At 72.1% G+C, this 15,999-nt stretch carries 15 protein-coding genes; 3 read left to right on the plus strand and 12 right to left on the minus strand.

What is annotated here, in order from left to right:
- Positions 1 to 32 precede the first annotated feature (32 nt).
- From tpiA to gap, 3 genes are read right to left on the minus strand one after another with little or no spacing between them, the layout of a single operon-like run.
- Positions 33 to 815 (minus strand): triose-phosphate isomerase, encoded by a 783-nt coding sequence (gene tpiA / locus ACIBF7_RS35560; protein WP_271275636.1) that lies wholly within the window; start codon positions 813 to 815, stop codon positions 33 to 35.
- Entirely contained in the window at positions 812 to 1,999 is a 1,188-nt protein-coding gene (locus tag ACIBF7_RS35565) for a phosphoglycerate kinase (protein ID WP_148031266.1), read from the minus strand. The genes tpiA and ACIBF7_RS35565 overlap by 4 nt, the downstream gene beginning before the upstream one ends.
- A 30-nt stretch (positions 2,000 to 2,029) precedes the next feature.
- Complete coding sequence (gene gap / locus ACIBF7_RS35570; RefSeq protein WP_148031265.1) at positions 2,030 to 3,034, minus strand: type I glyceraldehyde-3-phosphate dehydrogenase; 1,005 nt, start codon at positions 3,032 to 3,034, stop codon at positions 2,030 to 2,032.
- A gap of 241 nt (positions 3,035 to 3,275) precedes the next feature.
- Here gap and ACIBF7_RS35575 point away from each other — a divergent pair, with 241 nt between their 5' ends.
- Positions 3,276 to 3,887 (plus strand): hypothetical protein, encoded by a 612-nt coding sequence (locus tag ACIBF7_RS35575; RefSeq protein WP_397199103.1) that lies wholly within the window; start codon positions 3,276 to 3,278, stop codon positions 3,885 to 3,887.
- 7 nt (positions 3,888 to 3,894) lie between these two features.
- Here ACIBF7_RS35575 and whiA read toward each other — a convergent pair whose 3' ends face one another.
- From whiA to ACIBF7_RS35615, 8 genes are all read right to left on the minus strand, one after another.
- Positions 3,895 to 4,875: a DNA-binding protein WhiA gene (gene whiA, locus ACIBF7_RS35580; RefSeq protein ID WP_148031263.1), complete on the minus strand. Its 981-nt coding sequence runs from the start codon at positions 4,873 to 4,875 to the stop codon at positions 3,895 to 3,897.
- Between the two features lie 71 nt (positions 4,876 to 4,946).
- Positions 4,947 to 5,864, minus strand: a complete 918-nt coding sequence (gene yvcK / locus ACIBF7_RS35585; RefSeq protein WP_148031262.1) for a uridine diphosphate-N-acetylglucosamine-binding protein YvcK — start codon at positions 5,862 to 5,864, stop codon at positions 4,947 to 4,949.
- A 74-nt stretch (positions 5,865 to 5,938) separates the two neighbouring features.
- Positions 5,939 to 6,808: an RNase adapter RapZ gene (rapZ, locus tag ACIBF7_RS35590; protein WP_148031261.1), complete on the minus strand. Its 870-nt coding sequence runs from the start codon at positions 6,806 to 6,808 to the stop codon at positions 5,939 to 5,941.
- Positions 6,805 to 8,709 carry an excinuclease ABC subunit UvrC gene (uvrC, locus tag ACIBF7_RS35595; protein ID WP_148031260.1) on the minus strand — a complete coding sequence of 635 codons (1,905 nt, stop codon included), beginning with the start codon at positions 8,707 to 8,709 and terminating at the stop codon, positions 6,805 to 6,807. The genes rapZ and uvrC overlap by 4 nt, the downstream gene beginning before the upstream one ends.
- A gap of 89 nt (positions 8,710 to 8,798) precedes the next feature.
- On the minus strand, positions 8,799 to 9,251 hold the full coding sequence (locus tag ACIBF7_RS35600) for a Rieske (2Fe-2S) protein (protein WP_219550072.1): 453 nt from the start codon (positions 9,249 to 9,251) through the stop codon (positions 8,799 to 8,801).
- A gap of 46 nt (positions 9,252 to 9,297) precedes the next feature.
- On the minus strand, positions 9,298 to 9,762 hold the full coding sequence (locus tag ACIBF7_RS35605; protein ID WP_148031258.1) for a Rieske (2Fe-2S) protein: 465 nt from the start codon (positions 9,760 to 9,762) through the stop codon (positions 9,298 to 9,300).
- A 105-nt stretch (positions 9,763 to 9,867) separates the two neighbouring features.
- Positions 9,868 to 10,284 (minus strand): Rieske (2Fe-2S) protein, encoded by a 417-nt coding sequence (locus ACIBF7_RS35610; RefSeq protein ID WP_148031257.1) that lies wholly within the window; start codon positions 10,282 to 10,284, stop codon positions 9,868 to 9,870.
- 161 nt (positions 10,285 to 10,445) lie between these two features.
- Positions 10,446 to 12,458: a hypothetical protein gene (locus tag ACIBF7_RS35615; RefSeq protein ID WP_397199105.1), complete on the minus strand. Its 2,013-nt coding sequence runs from the start codon at positions 12,456 to 12,458 to the stop codon at positions 10,446 to 10,448.
- A gap of 203 nt (positions 12,459 to 12,661) precedes the next feature.
- On the opposite strand from ACIBF7_RS35615, the gene ACIBF7_RS35620 reads away from it, so the two are divergent.
- Both ACIBF7_RS35620 and ACIBF7_RS35625 read left to right on the plus strand, forming a co-directional pair.
- Positions 12,662 to 13,795 carry an alkaline phosphatase PhoX gene (locus ACIBF7_RS35620; protein ID WP_397199106.1) on the plus strand — a complete coding sequence of 378 codons (1,134 nt, stop codon included), beginning with the start codon at positions 12,662 to 12,664 and terminating at the stop codon, positions 13,793 to 13,795.
- A 51-nt stretch (positions 13,796 to 13,846) separates the two neighbouring features.
- Positions 13,847 to 14,707, plus strand: a complete 861-nt coding sequence (locus tag ACIBF7_RS35625) for an SGNH/GDSL hydrolase family protein (RefSeq protein ID WP_219550064.1) — start codon at positions 13,847 to 13,849, stop codon at positions 14,705 to 14,707.
- 3 nt (positions 14,708 to 14,710) lie between these two features.
- Here ACIBF7_RS35625 and ACIBF7_RS35630 read toward each other — a convergent pair whose 3' ends face one another.
- Positions 14,711 to 15,931 carry a PucR family transcriptional regulator gene (locus tag ACIBF7_RS35630; protein WP_397199107.1) on the minus strand — a complete coding sequence of 407 codons (1,221 nt, stop codon included), beginning with the start codon at positions 15,929 to 15,931 and terminating at the stop codon, positions 14,711 to 14,713.
- Positions 15,932 to 15,999: the final 68 nt, after the last annotated feature.

Here is a 15,999-nt window from a genome sequence, read left to right on the forward strand (position 1 = left end):
TCATGTCAAGTCGCACCCACCGAACGGCTCAGTTAGCCTGCCATATCCGAGAATCGGCAGATCTTCACGAACTCCCCGGCGTCGATGCTGGCTCCACCCACGAGCGCACCGTCGACATCCGGCTGAGCCATGATCCCCGCGATGTTCGCCGACTTGACCGAGCCTCCGTAAAGGATACGGACCGCCGAGGCCACTTCGGGGTCGTACAGCTCCGCGAGTCGCTGCCGCAGTGCGCCGCAGACCTCCTGGGCGTCGTCGGGAGTGGCCACCTCGCCGGTGCCGATCGCCCACACCGGCTCGTAGGCCACCACGATCGACTTCGCCTGCTCGGCGGGGACCTTGCGCAGCGCCCCGTCGAGCTGGCCGAGCGAGTGGGCGATGTGACCGCCCGCCTGGCGCACCTCCAGCCCTTCGCCCACGCACAGGATCGGCGTCAGCGAGTGGCGGAGCGCGGCCAGCACCTTGGCGTTGACGAGGTCGTCGTCCTCGCGGTGGTACTGCCTGCGCTCCGAGTGACCGACGGTCACGAACGTGCAGCCCAGCTTGGCGAGCATGACGCCGGAGATCTCGCCGGTGTAGGCGCCGGCGTCGTGCGGCGACAGGTCCTGCGCGCCGTAGACGATGCGCAGCTTGTCGCCGTCGACGAGCGTCTGCACGCTGCGCAGGTCGGTGAACGGCGGCAGGACCGCCACCTCGGCGCGGTCGAAGTCCTTGTCGTTGAGCGCGAAGGCCATCTTCTGGACCAGCGCGATCGCCTCAAGGTGGTTGAGGTTCATCTTCCAGTTGCCGGCGATGAGGGGCTTTCTCACGCTCAGTCCTCCAAAGCGGCGAGTCCGGGGAGGGTCTTGCCCTCAAGGTATTCCAAGCTGGCCCCGCCACCGGTGGAGATGTGCGAGAAGCCGTCTTCAGGCAGGCCGAGCCTGCGCACCGCGGCCGCCGAGTCGCCGCCGCCCACCACGGTGAAGGCGTCGGACGAGATCAGCGCCTCGGCCACCGCGCGGGTGCCGCCGGCGAACGCGTCGAACTCGAACACGCCCATCGGGCCGTTCCAGAACACGGTCCTGGCGTCCGCCAGCTTGCCGGCGAACAGCTCCCGCGTACGGGGCCCGATGTCGAGCCCCTGCCGGTCGGCGGGGATCGCGTCGGCGGGCACCACGTCGAAGGCGGCGTCGGCGGCGAAGTGGGTGGCGGCCAGCACGTCGACCGGCAGCACCAGGTCGACGCCGCGCTCGGCCGCCTCGGTCAGGAAGCCGCGGACCTGGTCGAGCTGGTCCTCCTGGAGCAGCGACCCGCCGACCTCGTGGCCCTGGGCCTTGAGGAAGGTGTAGGCCATGCCGCCGCCGATCAGGAGCCGGTCGACGCGGGTGAGCAGGTTGGCGATGACGCCGAGCTTGTCGCTCACCTTGGCGCCGCCGAGCACGACCACGTAGGGCCGCTCGGTGTCCTCGGTCAGCTTCCGCAGCACGTCGACCTCGGCCGCGATCAGCCCGCCCGCCGCGTGCGGCAGCAGCGCCGGCACGTCGTAGACGCTGGCGTGCTTGCGGTGCACGGCGCCGAACCCGTCGCCCACGTAGAGCTCGGCCAGCCCGGCCAGCCGCTCGGCGAAGGCGCGACGCTCGGCGTCGTCCTTGGCCGTCTCGCCGGGCTCGAAGCGGAGGTTCTCCAGCAGGGCCACCTGGCCCTCCTGGAGGCCCTCCACGGTGGCCCTGGCGCCGTCGCCCGCCACGTCGGAGGCGAAGGCGACGTCCTGGCCGAGAAGCTCGCCCAGCCGCCGGGCCACCGGCCGCAGCGAGAACTCCGGCTTGACCTGCCCCTTGGGCCTGCCCAGGTGGGCGCAGACGATGACCTTCGCCCCGTTGCCCGCGAGGGCCCGGACGGTGGGCAGCGACGCGCGGATGCGACCGTCGTCGGTGATCGTCTCACCGTCGAGCGGCACGTTGAGGTCCGCGCGCACGAGCACGCGCCGGCCCTTCACGTCGAGATCGTCGAGATTGCGCAACTGGCTCCCTTTCCTCGCTCGCCCGTCGTCCTACAGGTCCGCGCCCACCAGCTCGATGAGGTCGACCAGGCGGTTGGAGTAGCCCCACTCGTTGTCGTACCAGCCGACGACCTTGACCTGGTTGCCGATGACCTTGGTGAGGCCGGCGTCGAAGATGCAGGAGGCCGGGTCGGTGACGATGTCGGCGGAGACGATCGGGTCCTCGGTGTAGGTGAGGATGCCCTTGAGCGGGCCGTCGGCGGCGGCCTTGACCGCGGCGTTGACCTCCTCGACCGTGACGTCACGGCTGACGTCGATGGTGAGGTCGGTGGCCGAGCCGGTGGGGATCGGCACGCGCATGGCGAAGCCGTCGAGCTTGCCCTTGAGCTCCGGCAGCACGAGGCCGATGGCCTTGGCGGCGCCGGTGGAGGTGGGCACCACGTTGAGCGCGGCGGCGCGGGCGCGACGCAGGTCCTTGTGCGGGCCGTCCTGGAGGTTCTGGTCCTGCGTGTAGGCGTGGATGGTGGTCATAAGGCCCTTCTCGATGGTGAAGGCGTCGTGCAGGACCTTCGCCATCGGGGCCAGGCAGTTGGTGGTGCAGGAGGCGTTGGAGATGACGGTGTGCTGGGCCGGGTCGTAGGCGGTGTGGTTGACGCCCATGACGACCGTCACGTCTTCGTTCTTGGCCGGCGCGGAGATGATGACCTTCTTGGCGCCGTTGTCGGCGTGGACCCTGGCCTTGGTCGCGTCGGTGAACAGGCCGGTCGACTCGACGACCACGTCGACCCCGAGGTCGCCCCAGGGCAGCTTGGCCGGGTCGCGCTCCTCGAAGACCTTCATGGCCTTGCCGTCGACGGTGATCTCGTCGCTGGAAGCCTTCACCTCGTACGGGAGGCGGCCCAGGATGCTGTCGTACTTCAGCAGGTGGGCCAGCGTCGCGTTGTCGGTGAGGTCGTTGACAGCGACGATCTCGATGTCCTTGCCACTGGCGGCCACCGCGCGCCAGAAGTTGCGACCGATGCGGCCGAAGCCGTTGACGCCTACGCGGATGCTCACGGAACCGATCTCCTCGTACGTGATGGCGGGCTGATACCTCAACTCCAGAAACCCTATCGGACCTAAATTGGTTTAGACCACGCGGTCCCGCCTCGCCGTGAATGGCGGTTCGTTACGCGCGCTTTGTGCACTTCGAGTAAAGTGCCCGACTCATCGGAGTAAACTCGGGCATTCTCTGGGGGCTGAGATGTCAAGACAACGATCCGGCCTGCTTTCAGGCCTGGTCATCGGCTTGATCACGATGCTGATCTGCACTGCCGGATTCGGGACCGCCGTCATCTTCATGGACCGGCTGCCCTCGTCGCTGCGCGCCTTCGGGGACGGGATCCCGGTCCTCGCCGCGCTCGCGTTCGTCGTGGGCGTACTCGTCGGCTGGGCCATCCGCCTCGTCCGCCCCCGCAGCGTCCTGCTGTCCTTCTTCGCGGCCCTGTTCGCGGCCGCGGCCGTGCCCGGGGGCCTGATCGTCATGGGCGCGTACGTGTTCTCGACCGTCGGCGCGCAGCGCTTCGGCGCGGACACCGCGGCCGCGCCGCTGACCCTTCAGGGCTTCCTCGACGCGCTCCCGGGCGCCGCCCGGCAGTTCTGGAACTCGCTCGACCCCTCGTGGCCGCTGCCGGCCATCATGGCGGCCGCCGCCCTGCCCGCGTTCGTCCTCGTACTCTCCCGCGCCCTGCGCCTGCGGCGTACGGGCAGGCACGCCGCGGCCGAGAAGCCGCAGCGGGACCCGGAGGAGACGGCGGAGAAGGAGCCGGAGCCCGAGTACCGGGCTCCGTTCGAGCCGCTCCAGCCGCCCAAGCAGGACCCGACCGCGACCGGCAGCTTCTTCCTCCCGCCGGACCGCGGCCAGGCCTGAGCGCCGCTCAGGACGTCAGCATGTCGACCGTGAGGTTGGCCTCGGTGCTGGGGATGCCGAGGTCGGCCGCGCGCTTGTCGGCCATGGCCAGCAGCCGGCGGATCCGCCCGGCGATCGCGTCCTTGGTCAGCGGCGGGTCGGCGAGCTGGCCCAGCTCCTCCAGGGACGCCTGCTTGTGCTCCACCCGCAGCCGGCCCGCGACCACCAGGTGCACCGGCGCCTCGTCGCCGAGGATCTCCAGCGCCCGCTGCACCCGCGCGCCCGCCGCCACCGCCGCCCTGGCGGAGCGGCGCAGGTTGGCGTCGTCGAAGTTGGCCAGCCGGTTGGCGGTCGCCCTGACCTCGCGGCGCATCCGCCGGTCCTCCCACATCAGCACGCTGTCGTGGGCGCCGAGCCTGGTCAGCAGGGCGCTGATGGCGTCGCCGTCGCGCACCACGACCCGGTCGACGCCGCGCACCTCGCGCGCCTTGGCGTGGATCTTCAGCCGCCTGGCCGAGCCCACCAGCGCCAGCGCGGCCTCCGGACCCGGGCACGTCACTTCGAGCGACATCGAACGCCCCGGCTCGGTGAGCGACCCGTGGGCGAGGAACGCGCCGCGCCAGGCCGCCTCCGCGTCGCACGAGGCGCCCGCCACCACCTGCCGCGGCAGGCCCCGCACCGGCCGCCCGTGGTTGTCGATCAGTCCCGTCTGCCGGGCCAGCGCCTCACCGTCGCGGTAGACGCGCACGACGTAGCGAGACCCCTTGCGCAGCCCTGCGGGAGCCAGCACCAGCACCTCGGCCTTGTGGCCGAACACCTCCCCGATGTCCTTGATCAGCCGCCGCGCGGTGGCGTTGGTGTCGAGCTCCGCCTCGATTACGATGCGCCCTCCCACGAGGTGCAGGCCGCTGGCGAACCGCAGCAGCGTCGACACCTCCGCCTTCCGGCAGCAGGGCTTGAGCACAGACAGTCGGCTCAGCTCGTCCTTCACCACACCCGTCATCGCCATGAGCGTTAGTCCTCCCCCAAACAGACCGGCTCACAGCATCCTCTCGCACCTTCGCGCCACGCCGACCAGGATCAACGCTTCTGGAGGAAAATCTCGTCCAGGACGGAGGCAAGACGTCGTGGGTCGTGCCGGGGGGAGCCGTCGCGGGCCGCCACGTCGGCCGTCACCAGCCTGGCGCCGAACGCCGCCGCCGACTTCTCCAGCGCTGGCAGGTCGTCGACCACGCCGACGTCGGCGAGCACCACGTCGAGCGAGAGACCGGGCGCGTGCTGCCTGAGCACCTCCAGGTGCTGCTGCGGCGAGAGGTCGTCGGTCTCGCCCGGCTGCGGCGCCAGGTTGAGCGTGACCAGCCGCTTGGCGCCGGTGTCGTGCAGCGCCCTGGCCAGCTCGGGCACCTTCAGGTGCGGCAGCACGCTGGTGAACCACGAGCCCGGCCCGAACACCACCCAGTCGGCCTCCAGCACCGCCTCGACGGCCTCCGGCCGCGCGGGCGGGTCTTCGGGCACGAGCGAGATCGCCTGCACCCGGCCCGGGGTCAGCGCGCACGCCACCTGGCCGCGCACGGTCGAGATCACGCCGTCGAGCTCGACCTCGGCCACGATGTCGAGAGGCACCGAGGCCATCGGCAGCACCCTGCCGTGCGCGCCGAGCAGCCGGCCCACCCATTCGAGGCCCGCCACGGGGTCGCCGAGCAGCTCCCACAGGGCCACGATGAGCAGGTTGCCGACGGCGTGCCCGTGCAGCTCGCCCTCGCTGCGGAAGCGGTGCTGCACCACCTCGCTCCAGGTGCTGCCCCACTCGTCGTCGCCGCACAGCGCGGCCAGCGCCATGCGCAGGTCACCCGGCGGGAGCACGCCCAGCTCGCGCCTGAGCCGGCCGCTGGAGCCGCCGTCGTCGGCGACGGTGACCACCGCCGTCAGCGCGTCGGTCACCACCCTCAGCGCGGACAACGACGCGTACAGTCCGTGGCCGCCCCCGAGGGCGACCACGCGGGGCCCTCCGGACGGCGGCTGCGACCCCGCCCAGAAAGGTGGTTCGCTTAACCCGCGCCCGCTGCCACCGGTCACTCCCGCCCCACATCCCGGTGGCTCACCTGGACCTCCATGCCGCGGTCACGCAGGCGCGCGGCGAGCTGCTCGGCCATGGCGACGCTGCGGTGCTTGCCGCCCGTGCAGCCGACGGCGAGCGTGGCGTAGCTCTTGCCCTCCCGGCCGTAGCCGGTCGCGACCACCCGCAGGACCTCCTCGTACGAGTCGAGGAACTCCTTGGCGCCGGGCTGGCCGAGGACGTAGTCGCGCACGGCCGGGTCGGTGCCGTTCATCGGGCGCAGGTCGGGCACCCAGTGCGGGTTGGGCAGGAAGCGGCAGTCGACGACCAGGTCGGCGTCGACCGGCAGGCCGTACTTGAAGCCGAACGAGACCACGTTGAGCCGCAGGCCGGGACGGTCGTCGCCGCCGAAGTAGGCGACGATCCTGTTGCGCAGCTCGTGGACGTTGTGGGCGGTGGTGTCGATCACCAGGTCGGCGTTGGCCCGCACCTCGCGCAGGATGCCGCGCTCGCGGGTGATGCCGTCGACGAGCCGGCCGTCGCCCTGGAGCGGGTGGGGGCGGCGGACGTTCTCGAAGCGGCGCACCAGCTCCTCGTCGCTGGCCTCAAGGAACACCACGCGCACCCGCACGGCGCGCGTCTCCAGCTCCTCGATGGCGGCGTTGAGGTCGGTGGTGAACGCCAGGCTGCGCACGTCGACGACGGCCGCCACCTTGTCGGCTGCGAGCTTGACCTTGCCGGCCTCCTCCGCCATGGCGAACAGGAGCCCGGGCGGCAGGTTGTCGATCACGAACCAGCCGAGGTCCTCCAGGGCCTTGGCCGCGGTGCTCCGCCCGGCCCCCGACATGCCGGTGACGATGACGAACGCCGGCTCGGTGGTCTTCACTGCCTCTCCCCCTTCAGGGTCGACACGATCACCTCGGCCGTGGCGGGGCCGATGCCCGGGACCTCGCGGATCTGTTCCGCGGTGGCCTCGCGCAGCTTCTTGACGGAACCGAAGTGCTTGAGCAGCGCCTGGCGGCGCGCCGGTCCGAGGCCGGGCACGCTGTCGAGCGCGCTCTCCTTGACGGACTTGGACCTCTTGGCCCGATGGTAGGTGATGGCGAACCGGTGTGCCTCATCACGCACGCGTTGCAGCAGGTAGAGGCCCTCGCTGGAGCGCGGCATGATCACCGGCTGGTCGTCGCCCGGCAGCCACACCTCCTCCAGCCGCTTGGCCAGGCCGGCCACGGCGACGTCGTCGACGCCCAGCTCGTCGAGCGCCCGCTGCGCGGCGGCGGCCTGCGGGCCCGCGCCGTCGACCACCACCAGGTTGGGCGGGTAGGCGAACTTGCGCGGCCGGCCCGTCTCGGGGTCGATGGGGCCGTGGCCGTCGTCGTCCTCGGGGGTCAGCTCGCCGGTGGCGGAGCGCTCCTCCAGGTAACGGCGGAAGCGGCGCAGGATGACCTCGTGGATGGCGGCGACGTCGCCCTCCTTGGTCTTGACCGCGAAGCGGCGGTATTCGCTCTTGCGGACCAGGCCGTCCTCGAACACCACCATGGAGGCGACGACGTTCTCGCCCTGCAGGTGGGAGACGTCGTAGCACTCGATGCGCAGCGGCGCCTGGTCGAGGTCGAGCGCGTCGGCGATCTCCTGCAGGGCCTTGCTGCGCGTGGTCAGGTCGCTCGCGCGGCGGATCTTGTGCTGGGCGAGCGACTCCTTGGCGTTGCGCTCGACGGTCTCCATGAGCGCCTTCTTGTCGCCGCGCTGCGGCACCCGCACCTCGACCCGGGCCCGGCGCTGCTCGGTCAGCAGGTCGGCGACGGCGTCGGCGTCGGGCGGCAGCGCGGGCACGAGGACCTCGCGGGGCATCGACTCGGCGGCGGCGTCGCCGTACATCTGCAGCAGGAACTGCTCGACCAGCTCGCCGGGGCCGGCCTCCTCGACCTTGTCGACCACCCAGCCGCGCTGGCCGCGGATGCGCCCGCCGCGCACGTAGAACACCTGGACGGCGGCCTCCAGCGGGTCCTCGGCGAGCGCGACGACGTCGGCGTCGGTGCCCTCGCCGAGCACGACCGCCTGCTTCTCCAGCGCCCGCTGCAGCGCCTGGATGTCGTCGCGGAGCCGGGCGGCGCGTTCGTACTCCTGCTCGGAGGCGGCCTCGCGCATCTCGCGCTCCAGCCGCTTGATGAAGCGGCTGGTGTTGCCCGCCATGAAGTCGCAGAAGTCCTCGGCGAGCGCGCGGTGCTCCTCGGGGGTGACGCGGCCGACGCACGGCGCCGAGCACTTGTCGATGTAGCCGAGCAGGCACGGCCGGCCGATCTGGCCGGCGCGCTTGAACACGCCCGCGCTGCACGTGCGGACCGGGAAGACGCGCAGCAGCAGGTCGACGGTCTCGCGGATGGCCCAGGCGTGCGAGTAGGGGCCGAAGTAGCGGGTGCCCTTGCGCCTGGCGCCACGCATGACCTGCACGCGCGGGAAATCCTCGCCCATGGTCACGGCGAGGTACGGATAGGACTTGTCGTCGCGGTACTTGACGTTGAAGCGCGGGTCGAACTCCTTGATCCAGGAGTATTCGAGCTGCAGCGCCTCCACTTCGGTGGCGACCACGGTCCAGTCGACGTCGGCCGCCGTGGTCAGCATGGTCTGGGTGCGAGGGTGCAGGGCGGAGAAGTCGGCGAAGTAGGAGTTGAGCCGCTGGCGCAGGCTCTTGGCCTTGCCGACGTAGATCACGCGTCCGTGAGCGTCCCTGAACCGGTAGACCCCGGGGGAATCGGGGATGGAGCCGGGCCGGGGACGGAAACTCAACGGACTGCCACCTGATCGCGCCACGATTCCAGCCTAGTGGCCGTCACCGACAGGCTCGCCCGCCGCGAAGACGGGCGAGCGCCGGGACGTCACGCCAGCGAGATCTGGTCACCCTCCACGGTGAGCTGGTGCTCCGGCAGCGGCTTGGTGGCCGGGCCGTCGCTCACCGAGCCGTCCTCGATCTTGAACTTGCTACCGTGGCACGGGCAGACGATGGCGCCGTTCTCGACCTTGTCCACCGGGCAGCCCTGGTGGGTGCACGAGATGCCGTACGCCTTGAACTGCCCCTGCGCCGGCTGCACGACGACGACCTTCTGGTCCGCGAAGATCTTGCCCCCGCCGACCGGGATCTCGGAGGTCGTGGTCAGCCCCCCGCCCTGCGCGGGCGCGGCCTGCGAGGGGGCGCTGGACGAGGCCGGAGCGGCCGGTTCCTGCGTCGCGGCCGTGGTGTCGCTGCCGCCGCAGGCGGCCAGTGCCAGCGTCAGCCCACCCGCGCCGACACCCGCGATCACCGCTCTACGGCTCTTGAGGTCTTCTCCCATGCGCCACAGCCAACCGCAGCCAGGTGAGAAAACCATGAAAGGCGCCTTAGGCGAGCCTGATCTTGCCTCCTGACACACTGATCTTTTTCTCTGCCAGCGGCTCGCCGGCCGGACCTTGGACCACGGATCCGTCCTCGATGCTGAACTGGCTGCCGTGGCACGGGCAGTTGATCACACCGTTGGAGACGCTGGCGACCGCGCAGCCCTGATGGGTGCAGGTGGCGCTGAACGCCCGGAACTCACCCTCCGACGGCTGGGTGATGACCACGTCCTGGTTCTTGAATATCTTTCCCTCACCGCTGGGGATGTCGCTGGTGTCGGCGAGTGCCTTCGGCTTCTTCTTCTTGGGCGCGGCGGCCGACTCCTCGCCGTCGGGCTCTTCCGCCAGGTCCGCCGTGTCCGGGGCCGGCTCCGCCGCCGGTGAGCCGTAGCTGGCGCAAGCGGTGAGCACCGCGGCGAGGCCGGCCCCGCCCGCTCCGAACATCACCGCCCGGCGCGTCGTTTCGGTCATGGTGCGTCCTCCCAGGTTCGGGTTTCACTTCAGGTACGTCCGGCGACCTGACTGCGGTTCAGCGTGCCGCGCACCAACCCGGGAGAACCACGCACAATTACCGGTTCACACGACCACGATGCCGTCGCCCTCGACCTTGACCTGGTACGAGACCAGGCTTCCGGTGGCCGGGCCCTTCGTGGCCTGCCCGGTGCCGGCGTCGAACTCGCTGCCGTGACAGGGGCAGGTCATCACGTTGTCCCGCGGGGTGCTGACGGCGCAGCCGCGGTGCGGGCAGGACGCCCCGTACGCCTTGTAGACGCCTTCCGATGGCTGCGTCACCACGATCTTGTACTTCTTCACCACCGTGCCGCCGCCGACCGGGACGTCGGCGGTCTTGGCGATGACCTTGCCCTTGATGCCCGGCACCTGCCGGTCCTCCGCTTCGCCGCCGCACGCCGCCAGTGACACGCCGCACGCGGCCACCCCCGCGGCGCCCAGCGCCTGCCGCCGCCCGATCACGGAGCCCCCGTCCACCGTCATGCCCTCCCCTGACCTTCATGGCCTGCGCATTACCGGCTTTTCACGATAGGGCCACCCCCCGTCGCCCTCTCTTCCGCCCCGCCCCGAACGACCCGCGACGCCAGCGGACGCCGGGACGCTGACCGACCCTGCACGTGATCTTCGGGCCGGTCACGGTGCTCTCACTCGGGGGCCGACAGGCACGGGGCAGCGCCGCAGACGTCCGTCACCACTCCCGTCTTGAGGAAGACGGCCTTCTGGAGCTGGGCCGCGGGGGTGCGGCGGGGGTCCTCGTGCGGGTCGGTGCCGTGCGGGCCCTCCATCGGCGGCGTGTTGGTGAGCGGCGGCGACGGGGTGCCGCTGTCCCACACCACCAGCGCCGACCCCGCGTGCGCGGTGCGGAAGCCGCGGATGCCCCAGTACGGTTCGGCGTCGGGTGAGCGGCCGGGCGCGAGGGCCGGGAGCCGGACCCGGGCGCCGACGGTGCGCGCCTCGACCTCGGCCGTCACCGTGGCCACCTGGTGGTCGCCGTACGCCACCTGCATGAGCACCCGGTGCCGGGGCGTGCCCGGGTAAGGGTCGTCGGTCATGTGGGCGGCGTACCCACTGGCCTCGCCGCGGTCCCACAGCATCTGCATGAGCGCCAGGATGATCTGCTGCTCCAGCCGGTCGGGATAGCTCTGGTCGAACACCGCCTGGAAGGGCGCCGCGTCCGAGCTGCGGTTGAACAGGGTGCTGTAGTTCATGCCGGTCACGCCGAGCACGCCGCGCCGGATGTCCGTGGAGAGCGCGACGAGCGCGCCGCCGAAGATGCCGCCCTGGCTGTTGCCGTCGTAGACGAGCTCGGCGCGGGTGTCGATGAGCGGCCGCCCGCGCTCGTTCCTGAAGGCGGCGTGGGCGGTGAAGCCGTCGCGGGCCGTCATCGCGCGTCCCAGGAACATGAAGTTCAGGAAGCCCTGCTGGGTACGGTCAGGCACGGTGTGGAAGCGTGACATGTCGCCGAAAGTGGCGATGACGTTGGGGATGTCCTCGTCCGCCATGCCGATCCACTTGGTGGCGCAGAACACGAACCCGTGCCGCTGCGCCATCGTCCTGACATTGGACGCGCCCACCTCAGTGTGCCTGCCGAGCAGCCCGTGCCCGTACAGGGAGGGCCTGGCCGGGCGGGTGAAGGCGACGCGGGGGATCTCGCAGCGGAAGGTGGCGACCTGCTCGTTCCCCGGCAGCCTGGCCGGCCGCCCGTCCGGGCCGTAGTTCAGCCCGGAGCCGGGCGGCCCGCCGGGCCTGTCGAGGTAGCTCGGCACCCGGAAGGTGCCCTCGACCCGGCGCGCGATCCTGTCGTCCTGCTCGGGGGTGAGGTCGGTGACGGCGGTGACCTCGTACGGGGGCGCGTTCCCGCGCAGCCCGCGCAGGGCGTCGTCGCGCATGGCGAGGGCCCGGCCGGCCAGGTTCCGCTCGCTGGCCACGGTGAAGTCCCAGGCGAGGTGGAGGCCGCCGGCGCGGACGCCGTGGCGGCGCAGCGCGTGCAGCACCGGCTGGAGCTCCCGCTGCCGGTCCCGCAACTCGTGCCCGTGCGGCAGCGGCGCGCCGGCGATGGCGGCGAACGCGGCCCCGGGCGGGATCGGGTCGCCGCCGGCGTCGCGCAGGTGGCGCAGCGCGACCGCGTACCGGTGTCCCTCGCGCAGGTTGCGGGCGGGGCGGACGATGAGCGCCCGGCGGCCTTCCGGCGCGTTCGCGTCCAGTTCGGCCCAGTACGGCCAGCGCTCACCGGTGTCCAGGTCGAGCAGGACGATGGGCGCGTCCCTGCCGAGCGAGGCGCCGATGTCGGTGATCGGGGCCGCGCCGGTCCTGGCCAGGTCGAGGCCGGGGACGAGGGTGAGGATCATCGAGCCGGGCGAGAAGCCGTCGTTGCCGTTCCACGCGGTGGGGTCGACGGGGACTCCGGCCACCGAGCGGGGCATCGCCTCGACGGGGAACGCGACGCGGCGGCCGGTGGCGGTGCCCCGGTCCGCCACGGTGTAGTGGTCGCTGGGGAACGGCAGCAGGCAGACGGCCGGGTCGATCGGATCACATCCGGGCGCGGCCGGGCCGGTGGTGACAGCCGGGCGCGCGGCGGCGGGCGGGGCCGGAAGCGCCGTGACGAGCGCCGTGACGAGGGCCGTGGCGAGCGTGAGGGCGCGGGCAACGGCTCGCATGGGCGGCACCTTCTGAAGAGCGGTCGGGCGTACCGATGATCAGCCTCCCGCCCGGTCCCGTCAATCCCCTTCACAGGCCCCGCACCGGTTTTGTGACGGGTCACAGCAACCGGCCGCCGACTTTACGTTCCCGTCCAATTCACAGGATCCCGTCCACGGCTCATCGTGTGTGGACGCCGTCGCGTACCCCCTCGGGAGCCGCCATGCATCGCCGGACGTTCCTCCGTACGGTCTCCGCGGGTCTGGGCGCTGTCGCCCTGCCCGGCTCGCTGTGGCAGGAGGCGGCCGTGGCCGGGGTGGTGCGGGGCGCGAGCCCGTACGGGCCGCTGGGCCCTCCCGACGGCAACGGCGTCGCGCTGCCCGCGGGGTTCACCAGCCGGGTGGTCGCCCGGTCGAGCAGGCCGGTCGGCGGCATCCTCTGGCATCCGGCGCCCGACGGCGGCGCCTGCTTCGCCGACGGCGGCGGCTGGATCTACGTGTCCAACTCGGAGGTGCCGCTGGTCGGCGGCGCGTCGGCGATCAGGTTCCGGGCTGACGGCTCGATCGAGCGCGCGTACCGCATCCTGGACGGCACGAACCTCAACTGCGCGGGCGGCAGGACGCCGTGGGACACCTGGCTGTCCTGTGAAGAGATCTTCCGGGGCCGCGTCTACGAGACCGACCCGTACGGCGTGCGGATCGCGCAGCCGCGGCCGGCGATGGGCCGGTTCAAGCACGAGGCGGCCGCGTGCGACCCCGACCGGCGGGTCGTCTACCTCACCGAGGACGAGGACGACGGCTGCTTCTACCGGTTCGTCCCGTCCACGTGGGGCGACCTGTCGAGCGGCCGGCTGGAGGTGCTGTGCGGCGGCGACCCGGTGGTGTGGCGCCAGGTCCCCGACCCCACGCCCGCCGTGCTGCAGCGGCAGACGCGGCACCAGGTGAGCCAGGCCAGGCACTTCGACGGCGGCGAGGGCTGCCACTACGCCAACGGCGTCTGCTACTTCACGGCCAAGGGCGACCGCAAGGTGTGGGCGTACGACGCGGTCCGCGAGCGGCTCGGCTCGGTCTACGACGGCGGCGGCACGCTCGACGGGGTCGACAACATCACCGGCGCGCCCACGGGTGACCTGTACGTGGCCGAGGACGGCGGCAACATGGAGATCAACATCATCACGCCGGACGGGGTGGTGGCGCCCGTCCTGCGCGTCGACGGCCACGACGGGTCCGAGATCACCGGGCCCGCGTTCTCCCCCGACGGCACCCGCCTGTACTTCTCCTCCCAGCGAGGCTCCAGCGGCGGCAGCGCGGGCCTGGACGGCGTCACGTACGAGGTGACCGGCCCCTTCCGCCACTGAATCCGCCCCCAGCACCGCTCCACCCCCCACTCCCCCCGAGAGGTGCCCCGCATGATCCGACGTCTGACCGCTGCCCTGGCCGCGCCCCTGCTGGTCCTCCTGCTGTCCCCGCCCGCCCAGGCGCGGGCCGCCGAGTCGTACGTCGCGCTCGGCGACTCGGCCGCGGCCGGCCCGCTCATCCCCAACCAGGTGCTGCCCGACCTGGGCTGCCTGCGCTCCGACCGCAACTACCCCCGCCTGACCGCGCAGGCGATCGGCGCCGCGTCGTTCCGCGACGTCACCTGCTCGGGCGCGAAGACCCGCGACATGTACGAGCGCCAGAACACCGAACTCGGCTCGGTGGCTCCGCAGCTCGACGCCCTGCGCCCGGACACCACGCTGGTCACGGTGCACATCGGCGCCAACGACGTCGGCCTGACCGGCTTCATCGAGGACTGCCTCAACCTGCTGCCTCCCCCGGTCGGCGACGCCTGCAACGACGACTACCGCACCCCGGACGGCCAGGACAGCTGGCGGGTCAAGACCGACGCCCTGCGGCCCACGCTGGTCAGGCTGGCCGGCGACATCCGGGCCCGGTCGCCGCAGGCCAGGATCTTCATGGTCGGGTACGCCACGTACGCGCGGCCCGACGGCTGCTATCCCCGCGTCCCGATCATCAGGCAGGACGCGAACTACATCCGGGCGACGCTGCAGTACTTCAACCAGATGCTGGCCGAGCAGGCGGCCGCCGCCGGGATCGGCTTCATCGACCTGCAGACCCCCAGCGTGGGCCACGACCCGTGCGCCTCCTCGGGCACCCGCTGGATCGAGCCGTACGTCCCGGCCTCGCCCGCGGCCCCGTTCCACCCGAACGCCCTGGGCATGCGTAACTTCGCCACCATCGTGACCTCGGCCGTGAACGCCGCGCGCTGACGCTCACCCGCCGTTCAGCGTGCGTCGGGCCGCCAGGGCCGCGCCGATGCGCTGGAGCTGGGCCGGGTCCATCGGGTCCAGCCCGGTCAGGGTGACGGCCCTGCGCAGCCGGTAGTCCACGGTGTTCGGGTGGACGTGCAGGCGCTCGGCCGTGCGCCGCCGGTCCAGGCCCGCGTCCAGGTACGCCTTGAGCGTGCGCAGCAGATCGGGGTTGCCGAGCAGCGGATCCAGCAGCCCGGCGAGGCTCGCCAGCGCCTCGCTGGGCCTGCTCAGCTGATACTCCAGCAGCACGTCGGCGAGCCGGTACGCGCCGGGCGGCCGGCCCAGGGACCGCACCACCTCCAGCACCTCCTCGGCCAGCTTGGCGGCGGCGGGCACGCGGGCCGGCTCGGCGGGCTCGGCCGCGGCCCACACCGGGACGCCCGCGGCGCGGCCCGCCGCCGTCACCAGCTCGCCGGCCCGGCACCACCCGGGCTCGCCGGCGCCCAGCGGCACCAGCACCAGCCCGCCGGTGCTGTCGAGCGCCGACAGCACCTGCCCGGCGGCGTGCCGCTGCCAGGCGGCCCGGAACCGGTGCAGCTTGCGCAGGCCGGCGATCGGCCCGCCCTGGTCGTCTGCCGTCTCGTCCGGGTGCGTGCCGAGCGCGGTGGCGACGACCAGGTAGCGGGGCGCGAGCCGGACCCCGGCCAGCGCCTCCCGGTCACCGGCGAGCAGCGCGGCGACGGTCGCGTGCATGGTGTGCTGCTCCTGGCTGAGCATCGCCTCGCGTTCCTCCAGGTACGCGGCGCACACCGCGGACGTCACAGCGCCGGTGTAGCAGAGGATGAGCCGGTTGGCCTCCAGCACGTCGTCGAGGTCGCCGGGCCCGGCGTGCGCGAACAGGCTCTCCCACACCTTCGTCACCCCGAGCTGGTAGGCGGCGAGCAGCGCGTCGAGCGGCACCCCCTCCTGGGCGCGGCGCGCGGCCGAGGCGCGCAGCGGCGCCAGCTCGGCCCGCGTCGGCGGGCGCCGTTCGCAGAACATCCCGCTGATCAGCCGCAGGTTGTGCTCGGTGATGCGGGTGATGTCGCCGTCGAGCTCCTCCCGGGGCAGCCGCCGGTAGAGCGGGATCTCCGCGGCGAACTCGCCGACCAGCCGCCGCGCGAGGCGTACGAGGGGCCGCTCCAGCAGCTCGTGCACGCACACACCGCCCAGCATGAGGGGCCGCGGCGCATCTTCCGACACGGTCAGACCCTGTCAAACCACCCGTCGGAAGACAAGGGCCCACCCGCACCCCGGTCGTGGGGGGCGGC

The organism is Nonomuraea sp. NPDC050478 (assembly GCF_044458265.1).
Taxonomy (GTDB): domain Bacteria; phylum Actinomycetota; class Actinomycetes; order Streptosporangiales; family Streptosporangiaceae; genus Nonomuraea; species Nonomuraea ferruginea.